This is a genomic window from Pseudomonas sp. RT6P73 (assembly GCF_054897715.1).
The window spans coordinates 25,356-43,274 of the sequence record NZ_JBUBUV010000003.1; the positions used below are offsets into that span (position 1 = coordinate 25,356).

Annotated in this window: 16 protein-coding genes; 5 read left to right on the forward strand and 11 right to left on the reverse strand. The window is 55.0% G+C overall.

Going from position 1 to position 17,919, the window contains the following annotated elements; translation table 11 throughout:
- Positions 1–14: 14 nt before the first annotated feature.
- Genes ACYZT6_RS31200 through ACYZT6_RS31250 form a run of 11 tightly spaced genes read right to left on the reverse strand, consistent with a single transcriptional unit; the run spans position 15 to position 13,229 of the window.
- Positions 15–2,195 carry a DotA/TraY family protein gene (locus ACYZT6_RS31200; RefSeq protein ID WP_462030065.1) on the reverse strand — a complete coding sequence of 727 codons (2,181 nt, stop codon included), beginning with the start codon at positions 2,193–2,195 and terminating at the stop codon, positions 15–17.
- Positions 2,192–2,818 carry a hypothetical protein gene (locus ACYZT6_RS31205; protein ID WP_462030066.1) on the reverse strand — a complete coding sequence of 209 codons (627 nt, stop codon included), beginning with the start codon at positions 2,816–2,818 and terminating at the stop codon, positions 2,192–2,194. Before ACYZT6_RS31205 ends, ACYZT6_RS31200 begins: the two co-directional genes overlap by 4 nt.
- Positions 2,818–4,071 (reverse strand): conjugal transfer protein TraW, encoded by a 1,254-nt coding sequence (gene traW / locus ACYZT6_RS31210; RefSeq protein WP_462030067.1) that lies wholly within the window; start codon positions 4,069–4,071, stop codon positions 2,818–2,820. Before traW ends, ACYZT6_RS31205 begins: the two co-directional genes overlap by 1 nt.
- Positions 4,068–7,139, reverse strand: coding sequence for a hypothetical protein (locus ACYZT6_RS31215; protein WP_462030068.1), 3,072 nt, complete (start codon positions 7,137–7,139; stop codon positions 4,068–4,070). Before ACYZT6_RS31215 ends, traW begins: the two co-directional genes overlap by 4 nt.
- Before the next feature lie 18 nt (positions 7,140–7,157).
- On the reverse strand, positions 7,158–7,904 hold the full coding sequence (locus tag ACYZT6_RS31220) for an HNH endonuclease (RefSeq protein ID WP_462030069.1): 747 nt from the start codon (positions 7,902–7,904) through the stop codon (positions 7,158–7,160).
- A gap of 45 nt (positions 7,905–7,949) precedes the next feature.
- A complete protein-coding gene (locus tag ACYZT6_RS31225; protein WP_462030070.1) occupies positions 7,950–8,405 on the reverse strand; it encodes a DUF6750 family protein in 456 nt (151 codons plus the stop codon).
- Between the two features lie 22 nt (positions 8,406–8,427).
- Complete coding sequence (gene traQ, locus ACYZT6_RS31230; protein ID WP_137808332.1) at positions 8,428–8,961, reverse strand: conjugal transfer protein TraQ; 534 nt, start codon at positions 8,959–8,961, stop codon at positions 8,428–8,430.
- Positions 8,962–8,970: 9 nt separating this feature from the next.
- On the reverse strand, positions 8,971–9,870 hold the full coding sequence (locus ACYZT6_RS31235; RefSeq protein ID WP_462030071.1) for a hypothetical protein: 900 nt from the start codon (positions 9,868–9,870) through the stop codon (positions 8,971–8,973).
- A 36-nt stretch (positions 9,871–9,906) separates the two neighbouring features.
- On the reverse strand, positions 9,907–11,259 hold the full coding sequence (traO, locus tag ACYZT6_RS31240; RefSeq protein ID WP_462030072.1) for a conjugal transfer protein TraO: 1,353 nt from the start codon (positions 11,257–11,259) through the stop codon (positions 9,907–9,909).
- 9 nt (positions 11,260–11,268) lie between these two features.
- Positions 11,269–12,474 carry a DotH/IcmK family type IV secretion protein gene (locus tag ACYZT6_RS31245; RefSeq protein WP_462030073.1) on the reverse strand — a complete coding sequence of 402 codons (1,206 nt, stop codon included), beginning with the start codon at positions 12,472–12,474 and terminating at the stop codon, positions 11,269–11,271.
- A gap of 8 nt (positions 12,475–12,482) precedes the next feature.
- Complete coding sequence (locus ACYZT6_RS31250; RefSeq protein WP_462030074.1) at positions 12,483–13,229, reverse strand: DotI/IcmL/TraM family protein; 747 nt, start codon at positions 13,227–13,229, stop codon at positions 12,483–12,485.
- A gap of 1,017 nt (positions 13,230–14,246) precedes the next feature.
- On the opposite strand from ACYZT6_RS31250, the gene ACYZT6_RS31255 reads away from it, so the two are divergent.
- The 5 genes from ACYZT6_RS31255 (at position 14,247) to ACYZT6_RS31275 (ending at position 17,416) form a co-directional block, all read left to right on the forward strand.
- Positions 14,247–14,402: a hypothetical protein gene (locus tag ACYZT6_RS31255; RefSeq protein ID WP_462030075.1), complete on the forward strand. Its 156-nt coding sequence runs from the start codon at positions 14,247–14,249 to the stop codon at positions 14,400–14,402.
- Positions 14,403–14,655: 253 nt separating this feature from the next.
- On the forward strand, positions 14,656–15,558 hold the full coding sequence (locus tag ACYZT6_RS31260) for a replication initiator protein A (protein WP_256660587.1): 903 nt from the start codon (positions 14,656–14,658) through the stop codon (positions 15,556–15,558).
- 336 nt (positions 15,559–15,894) lie between these two features.
- Positions 15,895–16,188, forward strand: a complete 294-nt coding sequence (locus ACYZT6_RS31265; RefSeq protein WP_462030076.1) for a hypothetical protein — start codon at positions 15,895–15,897, stop codon at positions 16,186–16,188.
- 311 nt (positions 16,189–16,499) lie between these two features.
- Positions 16,500–17,138, forward strand: a complete 639-nt coding sequence (locus ACYZT6_RS31270; protein ID WP_462030077.1) for a nucleotide-binding protein — start codon at positions 16,500–16,502, stop codon at positions 17,136–17,138.
- Positions 17,135–17,416 carry a hypothetical protein gene (locus tag ACYZT6_RS31275; protein WP_307402472.1) on the forward strand — a complete coding sequence of 94 codons (282 nt, stop codon included), beginning with the start codon at positions 17,135–17,137 and terminating at the stop codon, positions 17,414–17,416. Before ACYZT6_RS31270 ends, ACYZT6_RS31275 begins: the two co-directional genes overlap by 4 nt.
- Positions 17,417–17,919 lie beyond the last annotated feature (503 nt).

Below are 17,919 nucleotides of genomic sequence, written 5' to 3' on the forward strand. Positions count from 1 at the left end.
CAGCCCCTCACCCATCAAGCCTTGATCCCGTTACCCTCTTTTTCAGAGCCAGTGTTCTTCCCGCCACCGCCGCCGCCCTTGATGTTTTGCTCAAGCTTGGCGCCGAACACGTTGAGCGCGTTCTTCATCTTGTCGTTGTCATCGCGGCCGAGAGTGCCCGACGCATGGCCACCGACCCAGTTAATGACCTGGTCCGGCACGATGTAGATCAAGTTGAAGCAGCTATGAACCAGGTTCAGGCACATTGAGCAGTAGATCGTCAGGTAGAAAACGATGCTGACCAGACCAGTAATGGAGTCGAATTGAGCGTTGGCCAACGCGATGCCGAACATCTGGTTGAGCAGTGTTCCACCGGCAACAACCCCGGCGCCGCCAAGGAAAAAGCCGATTACCATCAGAATTGGTCGCACCGTCACGTTCAGCAAAAAGATGTAGCCATGGCCCGACTTCTGGCCCATGCCGTCCCCATCCCCGCCAAGGTGCGCAAGCGCCCAGAGCGGCGCACCGATAATGGCTTCACCCACCACTACCAGCCAGTTGACTGCTGCGCCGAACCAGATCACGAAAGGAACCATTGGCAGATAAGTCGATAGCGTTCCGCCCAGGATGAACAGCGCAATGATCGCCATGACCACAAAGGGAGAGACTGCGTCCAGCACGCCTCCCAGGACGTCTCCGATCGACGTGAGCGCGTTCGCCGCACGAGCGGCCAGGCCCGCGGCGGACAGCCCGTCCTTCACAGCGATCAAGGTTTTGGCAGCTACGTAAGCACCGAGAGCGGTTTCGCCGGCAACCATCGTGTAGTCGCCAAGATTTTTCATCTTGATCAACGGATTCAGCTGGCCCCTGCCCTCCCCGCCGGCATTCACGTCGATCAGGTAATTAACAAGCCTTTGTCCTGGAGCGGAGAACACGGAGCCGATGACCTTGCTCGCGTCGGAACCGGTTGCGCCCTTTGAGTAATCGCCAGAACTACTGGTACCCAAGGTTGGACTGTAGGAAGAACTCGACTGCTGTGCACGAAATGCCGCGCTCGTAGTACCCAGGACCGAGAGCATTGCCGGGTCGCCATCTGCCGACATACCGTACACCGATGCTTTCGCTGCTACCGCGTCAGACAGTTTGGTATTGGCCTGGGCAAAAGTCTGGTACCAGGCACCAAGCGTCAACCACCCCCCTTCCTTGATCGAGTTACTCAGCTTCGAAGCGAGCTCGGCAATGTTGCCCTGCTTAGTGGCCGCGATCGAGCTGATGGTGTTTTCGTACTGCTGCGAAGCGGACTGAATCGCCATCTCAGCGTCAGGTACCGATCCGCTCCCGGCCTGTTTCTTCAAGACACCAGTGACGAAGCCCTGCGCCGCGCTATTGAGGGTCGCTTGCATCTGCTGCAGCGCAGTCAGATGAGCGCGGCGGATATCCGATGCGTCGATCGTGCCGCTGAACCAGCTTGTGGATTGTGGCTGCGGTTCCAGCGATGCGTTGATATCGGCGCCTCCGCAGACAAAGCTGGTGTTTTTCAGGGCGAACCCGCTAGCGGTCGGGCTCTGCTGAATGTACCCGTCCTGCGTTATTAGTGCCCCGCTAGCCTCTGCCTGGGCCAGCCCCGCATTAATGGAGTGCATGCACAGGTTCATCTCGAAAACACTGCGAGCGAGACTCACAGTGCTCGGCATCACCGGCTGAGCAACCATAGACTTGCCTTCGTTGAACGCTTGTACCGACGCATCCACGCCCAGGTTTGCGATCCCTACGCCCATCAAGGACGCGGCCCACAGCATCAGTAGCTGGGATAGCGCCCAACCGTTTGCCGTGGGTACCAACGCAGAAAGGCCCCAAACAAGCCTAATCGGGTCCCACACCATGTGACGCTGTTTATCAAATACGGCGCCGTCGTGTGCCGACTGGGTCAGTTTTCTGAAGAGCATATAGGCCGCGAAGAAGCCACCGATCACGAGCAAGGCGGCATTGGTCACCTGGAACACGCTGGCCAACACCGTGTCCCCTCCTCCGGAGCCACCGGTGGCCAACGGGTTGTTGACCACGTTGCCGTAGATAGATACCAGGGCTTCCCTGGATTTGTCGCCAGTGCGCTTAGCTGCTTCAGCAATGCCGCTCAAAGACGTTGAATCGGCCAATGCCGGCAATGCACTCACGGCGCCGATGATGGCAAGGGAAACACGGATTAGCCTTTTCATGACTGTTTCCTTCCATCGGATCGGCTCGATTTTTGAGCCTTGCGGCTCCAGGTGATTTCCGGATTTATCAGTTGTCGGAACCAATCCCGGTAGTCGGACATGAAGTCGCGGACGCTCCCCCTCTCCTCCACAGAAAGTCGCTTGGTTTTAAGCTGCCACAGCCTGAGTTGCGCCCCTAGCGCGGCCATAAAGAACACTGGCTGGCTTACAAGAAGCGATAGAGCCCCAAGCAGTATGTCCTTGGGATGCCCGAAGAAAATCCCTCCTGCGACGGCACAGCTCCCTGTGAGAGCAAAAAACACTCCCGCTGCAAGTGCCCAACGCTTTTTCATCAGGAACGACCGGTACAGTTCTGGTATCGACGGTGCATCAGCTGAGCGGGAAGCCATTGCTTCCTCGAACGACAAGCCAGGTCGATCTTCATCACTTGCCTTATCGTCGGAGAGAACTCGTTTTGCCTCAGCGCTGAGCTCCTTCAGATACTGCAAGTTCTCCTTGTTCCGCTCCACTTCACGCTTTGTAAGCGACAGAGTCCGCTTCATCGCAGCGAGGGGCATGATGACGTGCCAAACGGTCCAGAGAGAACCTTTGGCACCTGCTTTTACAGCGTTCTTTAAGTCCATTACTGCCCCCCCATGCGGCCAGACACGGACTTATACAAAGTCCCTAGAATCGGCGTGTATTCATCCCTAGCCGCACTGGCCAGGAGCTGACCGTTGATGATGTTCGACTTCTGCAGTTCGTCCTTGATGCCCAGCATCAGCCAGTTGTTCAGAGAGGCAATACGGATTTGCTCACGCTGCAGGTTCTCGCCACTCAAGGCCTGTAGATCGGCCTGGTACTCGGTGTTGGCATAACGTCGGCCAACCTCGAACGCTTCAAATTCCCGAGCAGACATCATCCCGGTACTCTTGGCAGTATCAGACGCGAATTCCTTGTAGTACGCGGCTGCTGCAGGAGAGATCAACGCCTCCTTTAACAGGTCTTTCGTCGCTGGGCTGGGCTGACTGTTCGCGATCCGCTGCTCCTGCGGATCCGCCGCGGCTGAGATGATCGCGTTGTATTGGTTCATCAATCCGACGTACTGGCTGCCGGCAACAGTGTCCGCTTCACCCTTTTTCAGCTGAGGTGCGATCGAACGACGAGTAGAGTTCTGCACGTACATGCGTGCTGCGTCGATCTGATCCTGGTTGAACGTCAGATCAGGAGCCTTCCCATTCTCCCCAGCGCCTGAGAGCACCGAATCAACTCGCTTGTCTGCACCAGGCATACTGGTTGACACGCTTGGGCAGGCCTGTGACCCACCGTACGCCGCGTAGTCGTCAGCATCACAGAATTGAGCGTGAACCTTGGCCGCCCGGGACGAATCGATTTCAGGGGCGATCGGCGGGGTATTCAGTGCTTGAGCGATCGCCTTATTGCTCACCTTCGCTCCACCACCGGGGCGCATGCCGCCCTTCGCAGCTTGAGCAGATCCAGCAACCACGTGTGCACCGCCAGAGGCAGACTCACTGCAAATGTTCGAACCGACGAAGTAGCGCTGACGCGCCTCTTCGAGTTTACGGTTCTTTTCCTGGCTCACTGCGAACTCGCGTTGAGTTTTGCCATCGGCCTCGATAGTTTTGGCGATTTTCTGGCCATTTTCGTTTACTGATGTACCAATTTTTTGCAGCAGCTGTGTAACGCTGCTGTTCATGGAATTAACGGCAGCAGTGGTGCCATTGACGGCCCCTGTAACAGCGGTGTTCATCATTCCCACCGCTTGAATCAGCACGGCGTCTACCACAGGAACAATCGAAGCATTTGCGTTGCTACTCATCGCTACGCAAGCGGCGAGCACCGCAGCTGAAAGCAACTTCCGTTTGTGCAGACTCATGCTCCCACCTCCATTTCCTTGGCCAGCTTATTCAGGTAACCGTCAGCCAGCCTCTTGGCCAACGTGCTCACCACGGACGCGCCGTCGCTGTCAGATGCATCGATTTTCATCTGTTCGATCAACGGTTGAGCGGTGCCTGTAGGGAATTTCTCTGCGAGAAGCTTCCGTGCCGCGTAATCGCCGAGTCGCTTGTACAAACGATCGCGCAGCGCAACGTCCTCGAGCGTTGTCGAGAAGGCCCACAGCTCGATCGGACCAACAGTGTTAGTAAGCAGCTGAACGATGTAGCCAACCTTCGTTTTAAACAGCGCGAGAAAGTTACCGCCGAGACGCGGATCGGGACCGGTGGCTTCGCGTTGCAGGCGGCGGATGGCCTCTTCAGAGATCTTGAAGACGTCACGCAATACGTCTTCGTCGGCAGTGTTACCACCGCGCATGACGTACACCGCTGTCGCCGCGTTCAGCAGAGCCGTCGGGAAGTCGTAGAGGTATTGCGATACGAGCACGACGCGGATACCCCACTTACGCCCTTCCCTCGCATCTTTGATGCAGGTTTGGACGAAGGCATCCTGACCCTGGGTGTTGTGAAACTCGTCGTAGGCAATGACCTTCTTTTCGTCTTTGACGTCAGCGATCCGCTTCATGTGATACTCGTGGTACATCGGCGCAACAACCGGGAGCACCACTTCTTCGCGGAGGAAGTAGTTTTTGGCCGCCATTTGCCGAGCAAACATGTACATGATCGCCGTTCTCACGCTGCCCTCAGGCGTCTGTGAGCCAATTACATCGTTCAAATCGATCGAAATAACGCGGGTTTCACCACTTACCTCAAAACGAGTTCGACCGCTGAATAGCGCGTACTTCGAGATCGCCACGCTGAAGCAGCGAGCCATATATTCCAGTACCGGCTCACCATCAGGAGTTTTCGCGCTTTGATACAACTGACGAACCGACTCGTCAGACAGGTAGGCTCCAAAGTCTGTGAACACAGGAACTGCCTGCCGCTGAGCGATAGCTGCTTCGCGAATGTAGCCAGCAGCAAAGAGCATATCCGTAACTTCCCACCAGGTCGCAGCGCTCCACCAGGCGTCATCGTGTTTGGCACGTAGGCCGCACTCAAGCAGCACCTTGTCAACGACAAGCTCCACATGATCCTCGTACGTAAGAGCTGACTCTCCTGCACGCTTGCTGTAGGCAATCTCAATCAGTTTATCGACGACACCGGAACAAGCCGCCGGCGCCGATTTCGTTTTCGGATCCGTGCAAAAAAGCGTCAGAAAGTCCGACAGGAACTCTTTCTCACGCGAAGTGGGCAGACGAGCACCCAACTGAGTATCAGCAGGATTCACTGCAAACTCGGCCGAGTTCTGCAGGCGCATGTAAACGACTTCGTTTTTGCGATGCTCAGGCAATGAGTCACGGATTAGGTTGATTAACCCTGCAGACGACGGCCCCACATCGATAATCGTCATCAGCGGAAGCCGCGTATTGCCCGCCCGGTGGATCGTTGCGCTGTTCATCGTGTTGAGCAGCACGGATTTGCCGGAACCTGGAGGAGCGGACAACGCTTCGATCCAGGTGTCCTGGAGAGAGCTACCAAGCTGCACCACGTAGATTTTGCCGTCCGGCGTTCTGAGTACCAATGACCCGCCTTCGCTCCACGGCGTTGCCGGCCGCTGGAACGGCATCATCTTCAGCGCATCAGGTAGAGGCGGAACCATCCGATTCGCGGGGTTTTTCAGAGTAAACCCGGGCATTGTCGAAGCCCAAGCCGCAACCGGATCCCCATGAACCGAAGTCACATTGCAGATGCCCCAGGCCTGAATGGCTTTTTCCAATGCCGCCATACGACGCTTGGTTTCACGCTCGGTGCTCGACCAGGTTGAAGCCGTGATCTTCATCGAGCAGATCGCGTCGATCTTGCTCCGTTCTTCCAGATCCAGGAACGATTGGCGGATCTGTTTGTTTGAACCAATCATGCCAACGAAACCGGCCATCATCTGCCGACCTCTGGTTTCCGACAGACCTCCAGGCGACAGATCGATGCGGATCCGCCACGGAATTTCCCGGGCGACGGTGTTGAACAGGTAGGAAAACAGCTGCGGATTCTGTGGGCCAAGCTCCATAGCAATATTGCCGTGCCAGAGATTGTCGGTCTCGATCAGCGAGCGCCTGGTATCAACGTCATTCGTCACGACCTGAAAATTTACAAGTGGCGCAGTGAGATCAGAGAAGTCTTTATCATCCTCACGGCCGTGGGGTATAAAGCGGTCGCCAGGTAACACCGGCCGGAACTTTTGAGACGTTCTTTCGCGGTTTACCATGATGCGTATGCGCTTGGTCGCCTCATGAGCGCTCAGTTGCTTCAACAGTATTCCCGGACGTCCTTCTGCACCACAGCCGTCAAAATCCTTCTGTACCCGCTCAATCATCGTGTCGTGCCGATACTTCAACGTCATCAGCACTTGGGCCGGACTTTGCCCGAACTCAACACGCGGCATCTCGTATTTGAGGATGTCTTGCTCAAGCTCCTTTCGCTCGCGCTTCAGATCAACGCCGATACAGCTCGCATGGGTATAGACCACCAACAGATTCTGCTCCCACGCAACTAATGGTGCGTTCCGCTTCACCCGATCGATGATGATGTCTTCGGTGTTGATGCCCATGCGTCGAGCGGCGTTAATCTGTGGCTCAGCAAGGCGCATCAACTCATCCAGCGCCCGATCTGGATCGCGCTCGAACCCGAACGTCAAAGAGTGTCCGGGCTCACGCATGTAGCCACTCATTTTCAATCGAAGATTTTCGATCAATTTGTCGAAGTCGTCCTCGGACAGGATCTGATAAGTGCCCTGCACGTCGAAAACCGTCAGGAGAGAACCTTCGTGCGTGACGAGCGTATAGGGGTCTTTCAGAGACGGATTACGACTGATGTCCTCATCGGTCAGTCCGATGGCTGTAGCGAGCTCACAGTAGCTCGCAAGGTCTTTACCGACCATGTACCGAGACATGTAGGCAAGGAAGCCTTCAGTGGCATCGACAAGACCATCAAGAAACTTAGCAACGCCCATCGTGCTTCCCTCAAAAAATTATGCTGGTGGGTTCATAACGCTGAAATAGACGTCAGCCCATTTCGCGACCGGATAAGTCACCTGGTAATCATGAGCCCACAAATTTGCGGCCTGGCTGTACGGGCCAGGGTTGAAAACTACCGCCAGCCCCTCGAACACGAGTTCTCGACGGCCTTTGTCGCTGTCGCTTTGACGCAGAAGTGCTTTGGCGAACACAGCCGGTGAATAGGTGCCCCACGCGTCTTCGGTGTACTTGAAATGCGAACCGAGCCAATTCAGTAACTTCTTCGCTTCGGTCTTGGTCGACTCGTCACCGGCCTGCAATGCCACCATCAGCGTTCTCTGCAGATGGTTTACGTCTTGGCCACTCAGGCCCGGGAGATAAGCAATAACAGCGTTCCCTTCACCCAACTCGCCCAGGTGTTGCCACCCATGACAGAGATGATCTACTGCCCGCAGGTTGTGCTCACGGATGTCCTGGTGGTTATCCGTCAAGTTGTGAATCTGGTTATGGCTTGAGTGAAAGCCGCAAAACATGCAGCGGTGGCCATCTTTCAGGAGTGTCTTTTTTTTCAAGTCCCCAGACTTGAACTCCCGCGCCACCGGCTCCCATTCAGCGCCTGACTTATCACCCCAAATCTGGCTCTTCGTAGAGAAAAAAAGCGCCGGGAAGGCCGTCTTGTCAAAGCCTGTGCCCAAACCATCTTTGGGCACGACTTTATCCAGATCGACTGCAGCGGGGTCTTGTTGCGAGAGATCGTTCATGGCGTCAAACCCGGCGACCTTACGGCCGCCGATCCATCAGGTGGATTACTGAGGCACTTGACCGTAAGTGCTAGTCGCCATCCCCACGGTTTCACCAGCTTTACCCATGAGGAACCCGATACCGCCAATTCCCGCGCCGGCAAGGATCGGGATGAAGATCTGGGTCGCCTTGATGTCACTGCGCGCGCCGTCTTGTCCTTTTTTCCACCAATTGAAGCCACCGTATGCGGCACCGCCGAAGCCCAAAAATTTAAAAATTTGTGCCAGGCTATTCGTTCCCGAGGTAGCTTGGCTCGCACCCGTGCTGAGCATTCCAGCCATACCTTCTCCGTCAGCAGATGCGCCCGTGGAGAATGCCAAAGCACCGAAAGTGATCGCAGCGGTGGTTAGCATGATCTGCCGTTGGGCAGGATCCGCTGTGTGCTTATCGCACCAGGTTTGTAGACCGATTTGAGCCTTGCAGCCCAGTTCAATGGTGTAATCCAATAGATTAATTTTCATCAATACATCCCCTTTTTAAGTTTCACCAAACAAGGCCCAGAGAAGCCCGGGCAGCGTCGATCACATCCGGAATTTGCACCAGGAAGGAACCGAAAATCATGTGTGTGAGGGCACGCCATACCGCATCGTCCGCCCCCTGGTTCGACTGACCGTCGACGGTTGCCTTCTTCAGCAGTAAAACGCCCTTGAAGAACATCACTCCACCGAAAACGCTCGCGAGAGTCAGCACAGAGTTGATCGCTTCGGCGAAGCGCCCAAACTCCGCAGCACCGCTGTAGGCAATTGGTCCGTAACTGACGGTGCCGGATCCGAACGACGTCCAAGCAGCGTTGATAAAACGAGACAAATTCGCCATCAGCGCAGCAATGATCAGCAGCGGGACAATGTCCCCAACCGTTACTGGACTGGAACCTGGCAGACGGGATGCTCTTTGCAGCCGCATCAACGCTGATCCCGCGTAGACGGTGCCGACGAGAATCCCCAATACCCACAGGAATCGCCAAAGGGCGACCGCGAACGTGTTCGCGAACTGGGTAATCATTTGTGCGAGATCCATGACAGCTCCTTAGCGAATAACGCCCTTGGTCGTCATGACCCGGCGACTCTTCGGATCAATCGACTGGATCTGCGTATCGCCGACAAGGTCGCCCACTTGCACCACGTAAACCTGTTCGGAATCTTGTATCCAGGCTTGACCGGCGTAGATGGTGTTCAATGTGAAGCCGTTGTTTACAAGCGTTGTGCTGGTCGGTTTGCTCGGTGCCTTCGCCGAACGCGTGGCACCAGGTGCATTGACCTTTGGAGTTTTGTGAGCATCGTTTTTCGCAGCTGCAGATTTGGCCGCTTTTGAGCTGGAGGCACCGCCGGTCGCATCCACACCAGGTCGACCTTCAAGTAATGCGATTTTTGCTTGCAGCTCAGCCATCGACTGCTCAAGTGTCACGACACGCGTCTGCAGCTCTTTGTCGACAATCGGAACGCCCTGAGGCGGCACAGCGGCAACCGGAGGGACGCTCCCAGGCTCCGCTCTAAGCGCTGCAGGCGCTGAGGCAATTTCAACTACTGCAGTCGGTACCTGATTAGCAACACTTCCAGGATCAGAAACGGTTCGTTGCGCGTCTCGGGAGGTGACTTTCCCTGCATCTCGCATGGCGTCCGCCGGCGTGAAAGACGGCTGAGCCGTAACGCTTCTGGGCGCGGGACTCGCACTACCACCAAACGAAAAGAGTCCCGGCATGAAAGACCACACCCCCCCTACCACAACCAGCAATACCAACCCGGCAGGCACGGCGTACTTCTTCACTTTTTCAAATGAAATAGCAGTAGGCAGACTGATGGCCCTCCTAGCTTGCTTCGGTTTTGGCTCGATTTTCTCTCGCTCGTCAACTGCAGGCGCAACACCGGGCGCGGGGACTGCCCGGGACATGTCGAATACGTCCTCTTGCGGTTCAGTCTTATTAGTCATGATCATTCCTTTTTGTATCGTGGCAATGATACAGAATTAATAGGCAGAATAGCCAGACTGAGTGTTTGGGTAAAGCCCAGTCGCCGGCAGATTGGTGATTGGGTACCCCGCTGGTCGAATTGCTGGCTGTTGCTGTTGTTGCTGCTGAACCGGAGGCTGCGATGCCGGTTGGCTGAGCGTATTTAGATCCACCGCGGGAGCAGACGCACCTGCAGAAAGGTCGTCGGTGGACAAGACCGGTGCCATGAACTGAATGCCGATCGTGTCGTTCTTCGGGATCAACACCTGTTTAGTGGGCATCTGCGCGGCGTCTTGAGCCAACACTTTGCCTGCGGTTTCCCCCATGCCACCGATCATCGTTCCAAGTACGGCCGTGCCGTCCGGCGTGGATGGATAGGTCTGAATGACGCCACCTTGCGGGGTGATGATGTTCTGGGCGCTGGACTGTTCGTACAGTTGCCCCGTTCTGCCTATGCCGGCAGCAATTGCTGGAAGGATGATCCGAGTGAAGTAACGGTTGTTGACCTCTCCGGAAAGGGCACTGCGTAGCGTGTTTTGGTCGATCGCCTTTGCGGTAATTTTGTAAGAGCGCCCGCGCCATTTCATGATGGTGAAGGTCATATCGATCGATTCATTTATGCGCTTGTAGCCTTGGGCGTACACAGTCAGCCCCTGGTAAGGACCTGAGGGGACCGAAGCAATCACTACAGAGTTTTCATCGGTGTCGAGATCAGTACCCAGCAACGCAGGGATTCGAACAAAGTCATCAAGGATCTTCACGACGGGTACGGAACTGGTTGGCTGACCCGCGCTCGGGTGGCCACCAGGCACACCTACGCCACTCGATACGCTGTTGTTCACTGTGCCTGCGTAGCCGCTTTCGTCAGTAACTGTCGCAACCGTATGCTTCGATCCTCCCCAGTTTTTGATGAGCCCCGCCGCCTGAGTCCGAATGCGATCTCTGCGCTCTTTTTCCTGGTCGGACAACACCTCTGGCTGATGCTGACCAGCATTCGGCTGAGGCGCTGGCGGATACACGTAAACAATTTGAGGTTGTTTCGGTTGCTCTTGTGCAGCGGCCTTGGATTCAGGTGCTTCCTGAACTGGTTGATCCCTGGTGGAAATCACAGAGACGTAGGTTTTTCCTTCCTGCTCCGCATTAGTTGCATTGGACTGGTTGTACTTGTTCAGCACTTTTCCGTAATGCTCGCTTTCGGGCGAGGCCGTGCCTTTGCCGGCAGTATTGATCGCCACCGAGCTCGGTGCGGCCGTGGAGCCAGTAGCGAAGAAGTAGCCGTAAGCGACGTAGCACCCACCAACGACCACAAGGGCCACTGTGGCGACGATCCAGATAGTGTTCCGTCCAACATCTGCTTGCATTTCACTCATGATTCAACCTCAAAGAATGTCGAGCTGGACGGTCACGGAACGACCCATGTCTGAGAACGTGACGTACGGGGTAATAGGCATGCGGTACACCCGCGTGCCATTGGCAGCGGAACTGGTCTGATCAAACGGAGATTTGATGTCGTACGTTGTTCTGACGAAGAGTTCGTTTTCCAACTGCCAAACCTTCGTGTCAGCTGGAATTTCGCCATTGGCTTTAATCGCCTTGGCACCAGTCGGGGGCAGTCCATCGAGAAAGGCTTGAAGCGTGTCGTCGTATAACGAGATTTTTCCTGGACCGGTCACGGCGTTTTTGGCGTTTGGCCCTCGACCAGGCACGCGGACATCGAGCCGGACATCTACAATCCGACTGATCTCCTTGCTGTTCTCCTCGCCGGTGGCGAGCTGAATGACTACCGGAGTGGCTAGCCCTTGAAGGAATACCGTCACCGTCCCCGTTTCATATTGGCTCAATGCCGAAATCACCACGGCATGGGACGGTTTCAACCATTCGACGTAAAACAACGAATCGTCGGAAATACGCGGTGCGGCCGCTAGCGGCCACGGTGCTCCCGTCGAGTCGATAAAAACCAGCGAGCCAGGTGTGCCCTGCATTAGCCGTGCGATCGGCATCGACGATCCAGGTGACAGGTCGACGGAAATGCTGCTGATTCTCGGCACCGCACGAATCGTCTTAAACGCTTTAGCGTCACGGCTGGCATCAAATTGTTTCCGCAATTCACGGATTTCGCCGGGGGTGAAGGGTGAAACAACCTCCCCCGCTATCGCGCCAGCGGACGGTTGGTTAGGCGGAAACAAGCCCCGTGTACCGTCATCTTGAGGTCGCTGCGGTGGGCCTGGTTGCGCCAGATACTGCGGCTGCGCGCCTGGCTGCACTGGGTAACCTTGAGCGTTCACTGGTACGGGAAAGGCTTGTCCAGGCTGCGGCACCGGATAATTGTTCGGGCCGTAGCTGGTAGGAGGGAATGCGGCTTGTATTTGCTGCTGAGACGACATTGCCTGTTGTTGCGGAACTTGAGTCGAGCTGACCCATTCAAGCGATTCCTTCGAACCGACTTGCTGGGCACCTGCCGCTTGATTTGGCACTGGTGCTTGAGTTGGCACTGGTTGTTGCGTGGGGAAACCTTCGACGGCAAAAACAGAAGGCGAGCCAAAAGCTGCCAGCAACGCGGAGACAATGACTGGACGATAGAACATGAGCTCACCTATAGCGGCTTGGTAACCAGTTGGGCCGCACCGATACCTTCGATTGAGTCGAGAGTGTCGATGCGCTCAACACGCACCGTTGCGAGAAAGCGCTGGGTTGGCAGTTCGGAGGTCTGCCCAGTCAGCTTGATTTGAATAGGGATTTCGATGTTCCAGAAGTACACGCCGTCCTCGATCCCGTCTTTCACCAGCACACCGGTGCCCGCTGTAATCGACATATTCATGCGCTTCTGCCGCACGAGATCGAGGATTCCAGCGTTTTGCAACGCGTCGATGTATGACTTAAAGCCCAGGCGGGTGTATCGAGGTCGGTTATCTTCTAGATCCTGGCGATAGTTTTCGAAGTCCATGGTGAAGGAGCGCGTGAGCGTGTCCTTCGCGTACTGAATCACGTCACCGGGCTTACGGTAGGGTTGCGACATGGGGATCATTGGGAAAATCCGGCCATTGTCACTTGCAAAATACTCACGCAGGGGATGCACGGCGAACCAGGTGCTTACGCAGTTGAGACCTATCGAGACCAGTAGCGCTGTGCCGAGGATGTAATTCATCTTCACTGATGCCACGGCGATGAAGGAGATCTTCTTCCGCTCCTTTTCAACACGTTCAGCAGGCTCAATTGCATCGCTGGTCTGTTTAACCTGCGAAACCACCTCGGATATGATCTGATTGATCAGCGCACGGTTTTCCGAGGCGAAAGGGCTGGGTAATTGGGATCCAGCCCCTAGTGGTGTGTCGTTGCTCATGGCGGATTCGCCCTCCTCGCTTTTCCGTATTATATACACGATGCGAAAAGGAACAAGAGACGAGTACCAGTGCTTTCAGCGCTATACGCCACTATCCGCCAAGTGGTGTCAGGTTTTGTTAGTTTCCATGGTGGATAGATTACAGAAATCAGTATGCGATTCAGGCTACTCGGAAGGGCACGTATAACGCCGACAAAATACGGCTCACTTCGTATATCGCCGACATAATCTAAGGATTGAACGCTGCCAAAAGCCCGTAATTACGCAGCAAAACGGGTGGTTTCATCTAAAACAGCCTGATACACCCCTTCCGAGCTCGACACGTATAACGCCGACGCCCTAGGGATATCACCGACAACTGTGGATAACTCGCTATCTCACACGTATAACGCCGACATACACGACCGTCTATCACCGACATTTACACGTATAACGCCGACAGGCATTTCGTCTTTTACCGACATTCATGATTCCAGAAGCCTTTAGATTCAATAGCTTCAGAGCAATTGTTAAAGGGTTAACACGCGCGCGCGGTTTTTACCTGTCTTAACCAATCTTTAAGCTTCTAACCCGTTATCAACAACCTCGAATGAATTTCCTGACGATCGCAACAGATCCGAAACCCACTCAGAGATGTTCTCCCAGTTGAGCATTCCAGGAACGACTGCAAGCGGGGGGCAAGGTCAGCGGATCGCGGCGCCAGTACTATCTGAAAAGCGTAATCAGGAAGAGCAGTACGCAGTGGCCGACAGGCTGTCGTTGTTCTACGTCTTCAGAGAAACGCACAGAAAGATGCTTTCGGTTCATCCCTCTGAGCCAGGCCTCCGGTTCAACGCATCACCCCGTATCCATACTTGGCAAACACCTCACGCCTCAACGATGAGCCTTTCGCTTGAATGATGAGGTAAGAGTCAACACCGGCCGCCGGCAGCGGCCAAACCCATCCCCCCGCCCTTCCCTCCAGGAAGGGAGCGAGTCGGCCTCTGACCCCAACGGCCATGGGGGAGAAGCAACCCCATGACCACCGGGGGAGCCTTGATCACCAGCCACCTGGTAAAGGGACCGCTGCGCTTCAGTCCTCACCCGTTCGGTGCTCGCCTGCAAGCAGGCTGTGCGCCGCGTGCGGCTTCCGGGCTGACCCCTGACCAGGTAGAGCAGTTAGATGAGGAGTGATTAGGCAAAGCGAGGGTTATCTACGTAATTACGTGTTTACGTATCTACGTAATCTGAGTAACATGCGCGTCAGAAACGACGAAGCCCGAGTGGCGGCTACCGACTCGGGCTTCTACCCGACAGAGTCCGTCTAGGAGCACTTTTGGGTTTCAGCATGTTACGTTTCGATTTGATGGTCAGCAAGTGAAGTGATGACCGGAATTTATCTGATGGTGGTATTTTTGCCACCAGCAGCCTTGCGGGGGGAATGAGCGTGAGCTCGAACGACGACCTTAAACCATTTGAACAAGCCGACCTTTTTCACGCCAATCTCATGGAATGGCCAGTAAAAGACGATTTGGCCAGTATGGAATTCCCTATTTTTTCCCTGTCGAAGAAACACGACACGGAGATCCGGGAATACGAAAACCCCACCACCAAAAAGCGGATCCGGATAACACCCTCTGTTGTCGGAGCTGCTACGGTTTTCGATAAGGATCTCCTGCTTTTCATCGGTTCCCAATTGATCGAAGGGCGGAAATTGGGTCAACCACTTGCTCGCAAGGTAAAGGTCGATATCTATCGTTTCTTGACCGGCACATGTCGATCACCAGGAGGGAACTCCTATTACCTGGTCGTCGATATGCTGCGTCGTCTCAAAGGTACGAACCTCGAAACAAACATCGTCACTGGCGGTGTCGAGCAGGTCAAAGGCTTCGGTTTTATTGATGACTATGAAATTGAGCGAACTACTGCGAACGGCAAGGGTGCACTTGAAGTCAGCGTCACGATTTCCGAATGGCTTTTCAACGCTCTGATCCACTTTGAAGTTCTCACCATCGATCGACGGTACTTCGGACTGGGCCAAGCACTTGAACGACGTCTCTACGAGTTGGCCAGAAAGCACGCAGGGAAAAAGGTTTTTTGGAAGTGTGACATCGAAATTCTCCGGCAAAAATCAGGCTCCAGTCAGGATCTACGACGGTTCCGCTCCGAAATCAGAAGCATCATCAAGCGTGACTCGCTGCCGGATTATCGAATTGCTTTGGATAAAAGCAACAAGGTGCAAAGGGTTGTTTTCTATACCCGTAATAACAAGGCGCTCTCGGAAGAGCTGAGCAACATGGTTGACGGTTACACATGGTACGAGAAGCTGGAAAAAACTATCCCTGTTTAGCTTCCAGGTGTATATCGCCGACATTTCCCATGCGCCCCCCCTCCTCTCCCAAGATCGCCTACCCGGCTAAACGCCGGCTTGGTGTCGGCCTTCTGCCGCTTCAGCGCAGGTTTGTGACATACCCAAAAAAACGATTCGCTGGGGGCTCAGGGAGGAGCTCTCACGCTGTGTTTCGCGGCACGTATATCGCCGACAAACTCAAACTACTTATTACGTATGTAAGTATTTACGTAAGTACATAATATGACTATACTTCGCATGCCACGTCCAAAACACAGCAAGCCACTGGCGGCTACCAGTGCTCGCAGTGCCGAGAAACCGTCTAGGAGCATCGCGATGATTTTTGCGCCAAAACCCCCGGATCCTGATGTGATAAACCAGGTTGAATCCGAAATCCGTCGCTTGAAAGACGCCCAGCAGATGATGCTGGACGCCAATGAAGCCGTAGTCAGAGACGACGAGAAGACACTTGAATGCATGGGCTTCGAGGAAGATCACATCGCTGAACTACTCAAGCGCAAGGAGTCTGGAAGAGCCGCATTTCCTGACTACGCCATCCGCAACAATCAAGAAGCTATCGAACATCTCCAAGGGCTTCTTGCGAAAGCGAAGCGTGGAATTGCTATTTGATAAATTAATTACGTATGTAAATACGTAATTATGTAGGGTTCGCAATGATGCTTAGAGAATACGTCGTCCTCTTTGTAAACATGGCCTCACCGCAGCCCTCCCCCGAGGAGGCTGAGATTGCTATTCAGGTGAACGATCTTGCTGAAGGCCAGATCGAGGAACACCTCCTCGATCAGACAAGAAACCAACTGTCGCAGAAATTCAAAACCGAACCGAGAGACATCGCAGTCCATGGGTTTACCTTGATTTCTCAGCGATCAAATATTAAAGTTACGTAAATACGTACATAATTATTTATGTAAGGGGGCACAATGACAACGTATGCAGTAGTAAACACCAAGGGCGGTGTTGGCAAGTCTACAAATAGCATTCACTTGGCATGCCATCTGGCAACCAAAGGGCCAACGCTACTCATCGACGGCGACCCCCAGGAAAGTGCTGCGACCTGGGCCGCCTGGCGTCGTGATTGCAAGGAGGCTGAAGGTTTGCCTATGCCGGTCACTATTTGCTTGCGTGGTAAAGCCATCTACGACGAAGGCAAACACCTGGTCACCAACTATAAGAACACAGTGGTCGATGCTGGTGGTCGCGATGCGCCCGGTCTTCGTAACGCCCTCCTGCTTGCTGATGTGGCGATTATTCCAGTAGGCGCCTCAGACCTTGATGCAGCTGCAATGACAGATTTGCTCGAGGTGGTGGACATTGCGAAGGACTACAACCCCAATCTTGTTGTAAAGGTCCTGTTGGCCCGCGTGGATCCGCGCACTAAAGATGCCAAAGACATGCTGAAATGGCTCCAGGAAAACAACCTCAGCGCATTATCCGCTCGTGTGTGCGAGCGCGTCGTATTCCGCCGCTCGATTGGCGAAGGCCGGACCGTAGAAGAACTGGCGAAAGACCCGCAAGCAATTGCGGAAATGAAAGCGTTCTATGAAGAGATCACGCAATGAAAAGCAAACCTTCCCTCGAAGAGTTCCGATCGGGCGGCGCCGAAGGCGCTGTTGAGCCATCTGCTGCTGCAGCGTCGGCCCGGGTAGCTACCCCGGTGCCAACCAATGTCAATGAGAAGCAGAACAAAACGATCCGGATCCGTAAGACGTTCAATGAGCGTCTGGCAGATGAGGCATTTGCTCGATCCAAGAGCGAAGGTAAAAAAGTCAATGAGTCGGACATCATCGACGAAGCGCTGGAAGCCTGGTTTACTAAGCAAGACAAATTACGCAAGTAACTACGTATTTACGTAAGTACGCAAGCCGCCTTCGGGGCGGCTTTTTTGTTTGCATTTGTCGGTGATATACGTAGTTCTGCCCTAAGTAGGCCCTCCCCTCCCCCGCCTCCTGACAAAGCGCTCGGCACGCTCCGCGCGGATCTGCTGACCAACGCCTCCCCCTTCTCCTAGATATGCCTTACTAGCGATCAACAGCCGTGCCGATCGGCACCGGCCTCGATCACCTGCAGCTGTTGCCGGCGCCGCCGGCATCGAGCAGCTGACCAGGTGCTGGCCCGGGCGCGTCGACCGACGTGCACCAGGTGCGCGATCAGCCGCGGGAAAGAGCAGGGCAAGGCACGGCCACCTGGCGGTGGCCAGCGGCGCCGCCGGCACCTGCAGGAGCACCGATCACCCACGAACCCCACCGCCTGCACGGGGATCCCCTGACCCATCCCCTAACACAGCCCGTGGATTTGTGGATGACGGCTAACACCGGCCGCCGGCGGCGGCCAAACCCATCC

Bases quoted from the DNA above. Each gene is read 5' to 3' on its own strand.
- ACYZT6_RS31200 (WP_462030065.1), bottom strand. From the start codon at position 2,195: ATGAAAAGGCTAATCCGTGTTTCCCTTGCCATCATCGGCGCCGTGAGT.
- ACYZT6_RS31205 (WP_462030066.1), bottom strand. From the start codon at position 2,818: ATGGACTTAAAGAACGCTGTAAAAGCAGGTGCCAAAGGTTCTCTCTGG.
- traW (WP_462030067.1), bottom strand. From the start codon at position 4,071: ATGAGTCTGCACAAACGGAAGTTGCTTTCAGCTGCGGTGCTCGCCGCT.
- ACYZT6_RS31215 (WP_462030068.1), bottom strand. From the start codon at position 7,139: ATGGGCGTTGCTAAGTTTCTTGATGGTCTTGTCGATGCCACTGAAGGC.
- ACYZT6_RS31220 (WP_462030069.1), bottom strand. From the start codon at position 7,904: ATGAACGATCTCTCGCAACAAGACCCCGCTGCAGTCGATCTGGATAAA.
- ACYZT6_RS31225 (WP_462030070.1), bottom strand. From the start codon at position 8,405: ATGAAAATTAATCTATTGGATTACACCATTGAACTGGGCTGCAAGGCT.
- traQ (WP_137808332.1), bottom strand. From the start codon at position 8,961: ATGGATCTCGCACAAATGATTACCCAGTTCGCGAACACGTTCGCGGTC.
- ACYZT6_RS31235 (WP_462030071.1), bottom strand. From the start codon at position 9,870: ATGACTAATAAGACTGAACCGCAAGAGGACGTATTCGACATGTCCCGG.
- traO (WP_462030072.1), bottom strand. From the start codon at position 11,259: ATGAGTGAAATGCAAGCAGATGTTGGACGGAACACTATCTGGATCGTC.
- ACYZT6_RS31245 (WP_462030073.1), bottom strand. From the start codon at position 12,474: ATGTTCTATCGTCCAGTCATTGTCTCCGCGTTGCTGGCAGCTTTTGGC.
- ACYZT6_RS31250 (WP_462030074.1), bottom strand. From the start codon at position 13,229: ATGAGCAACGACACACCACTAGGGGCTGGATCCCAATTACCCAGCCCT.
- ACYZT6_RS31255 (WP_462030075.1), top strand. From the start codon at position 14,247: ATGACCACCGGGGGAGCCTTGATCACCAGCCACCTGGTAAAGGGACCG.
- ACYZT6_RS31265 (WP_462030076.1), top strand. From the start codon at position 15,895: ATGATTTTTGCGCCAAAACCCCCGGATCCTGATGTGATAAACCAGGTT.
- ACYZT6_RS31270 (WP_462030077.1), top strand. From the start codon at position 16,500: ATGACAACGTATGCAGTAGTAAACACCAAGGGCGGTGTTGGCAAGTCT.
- ACYZT6_RS31275 (WP_307402472.1), top strand. From the start codon at position 17,135: ATGAAAAGCAAACCTTCCCTCGAAGAGTTCCGATCGGGCGGCGCCGAA.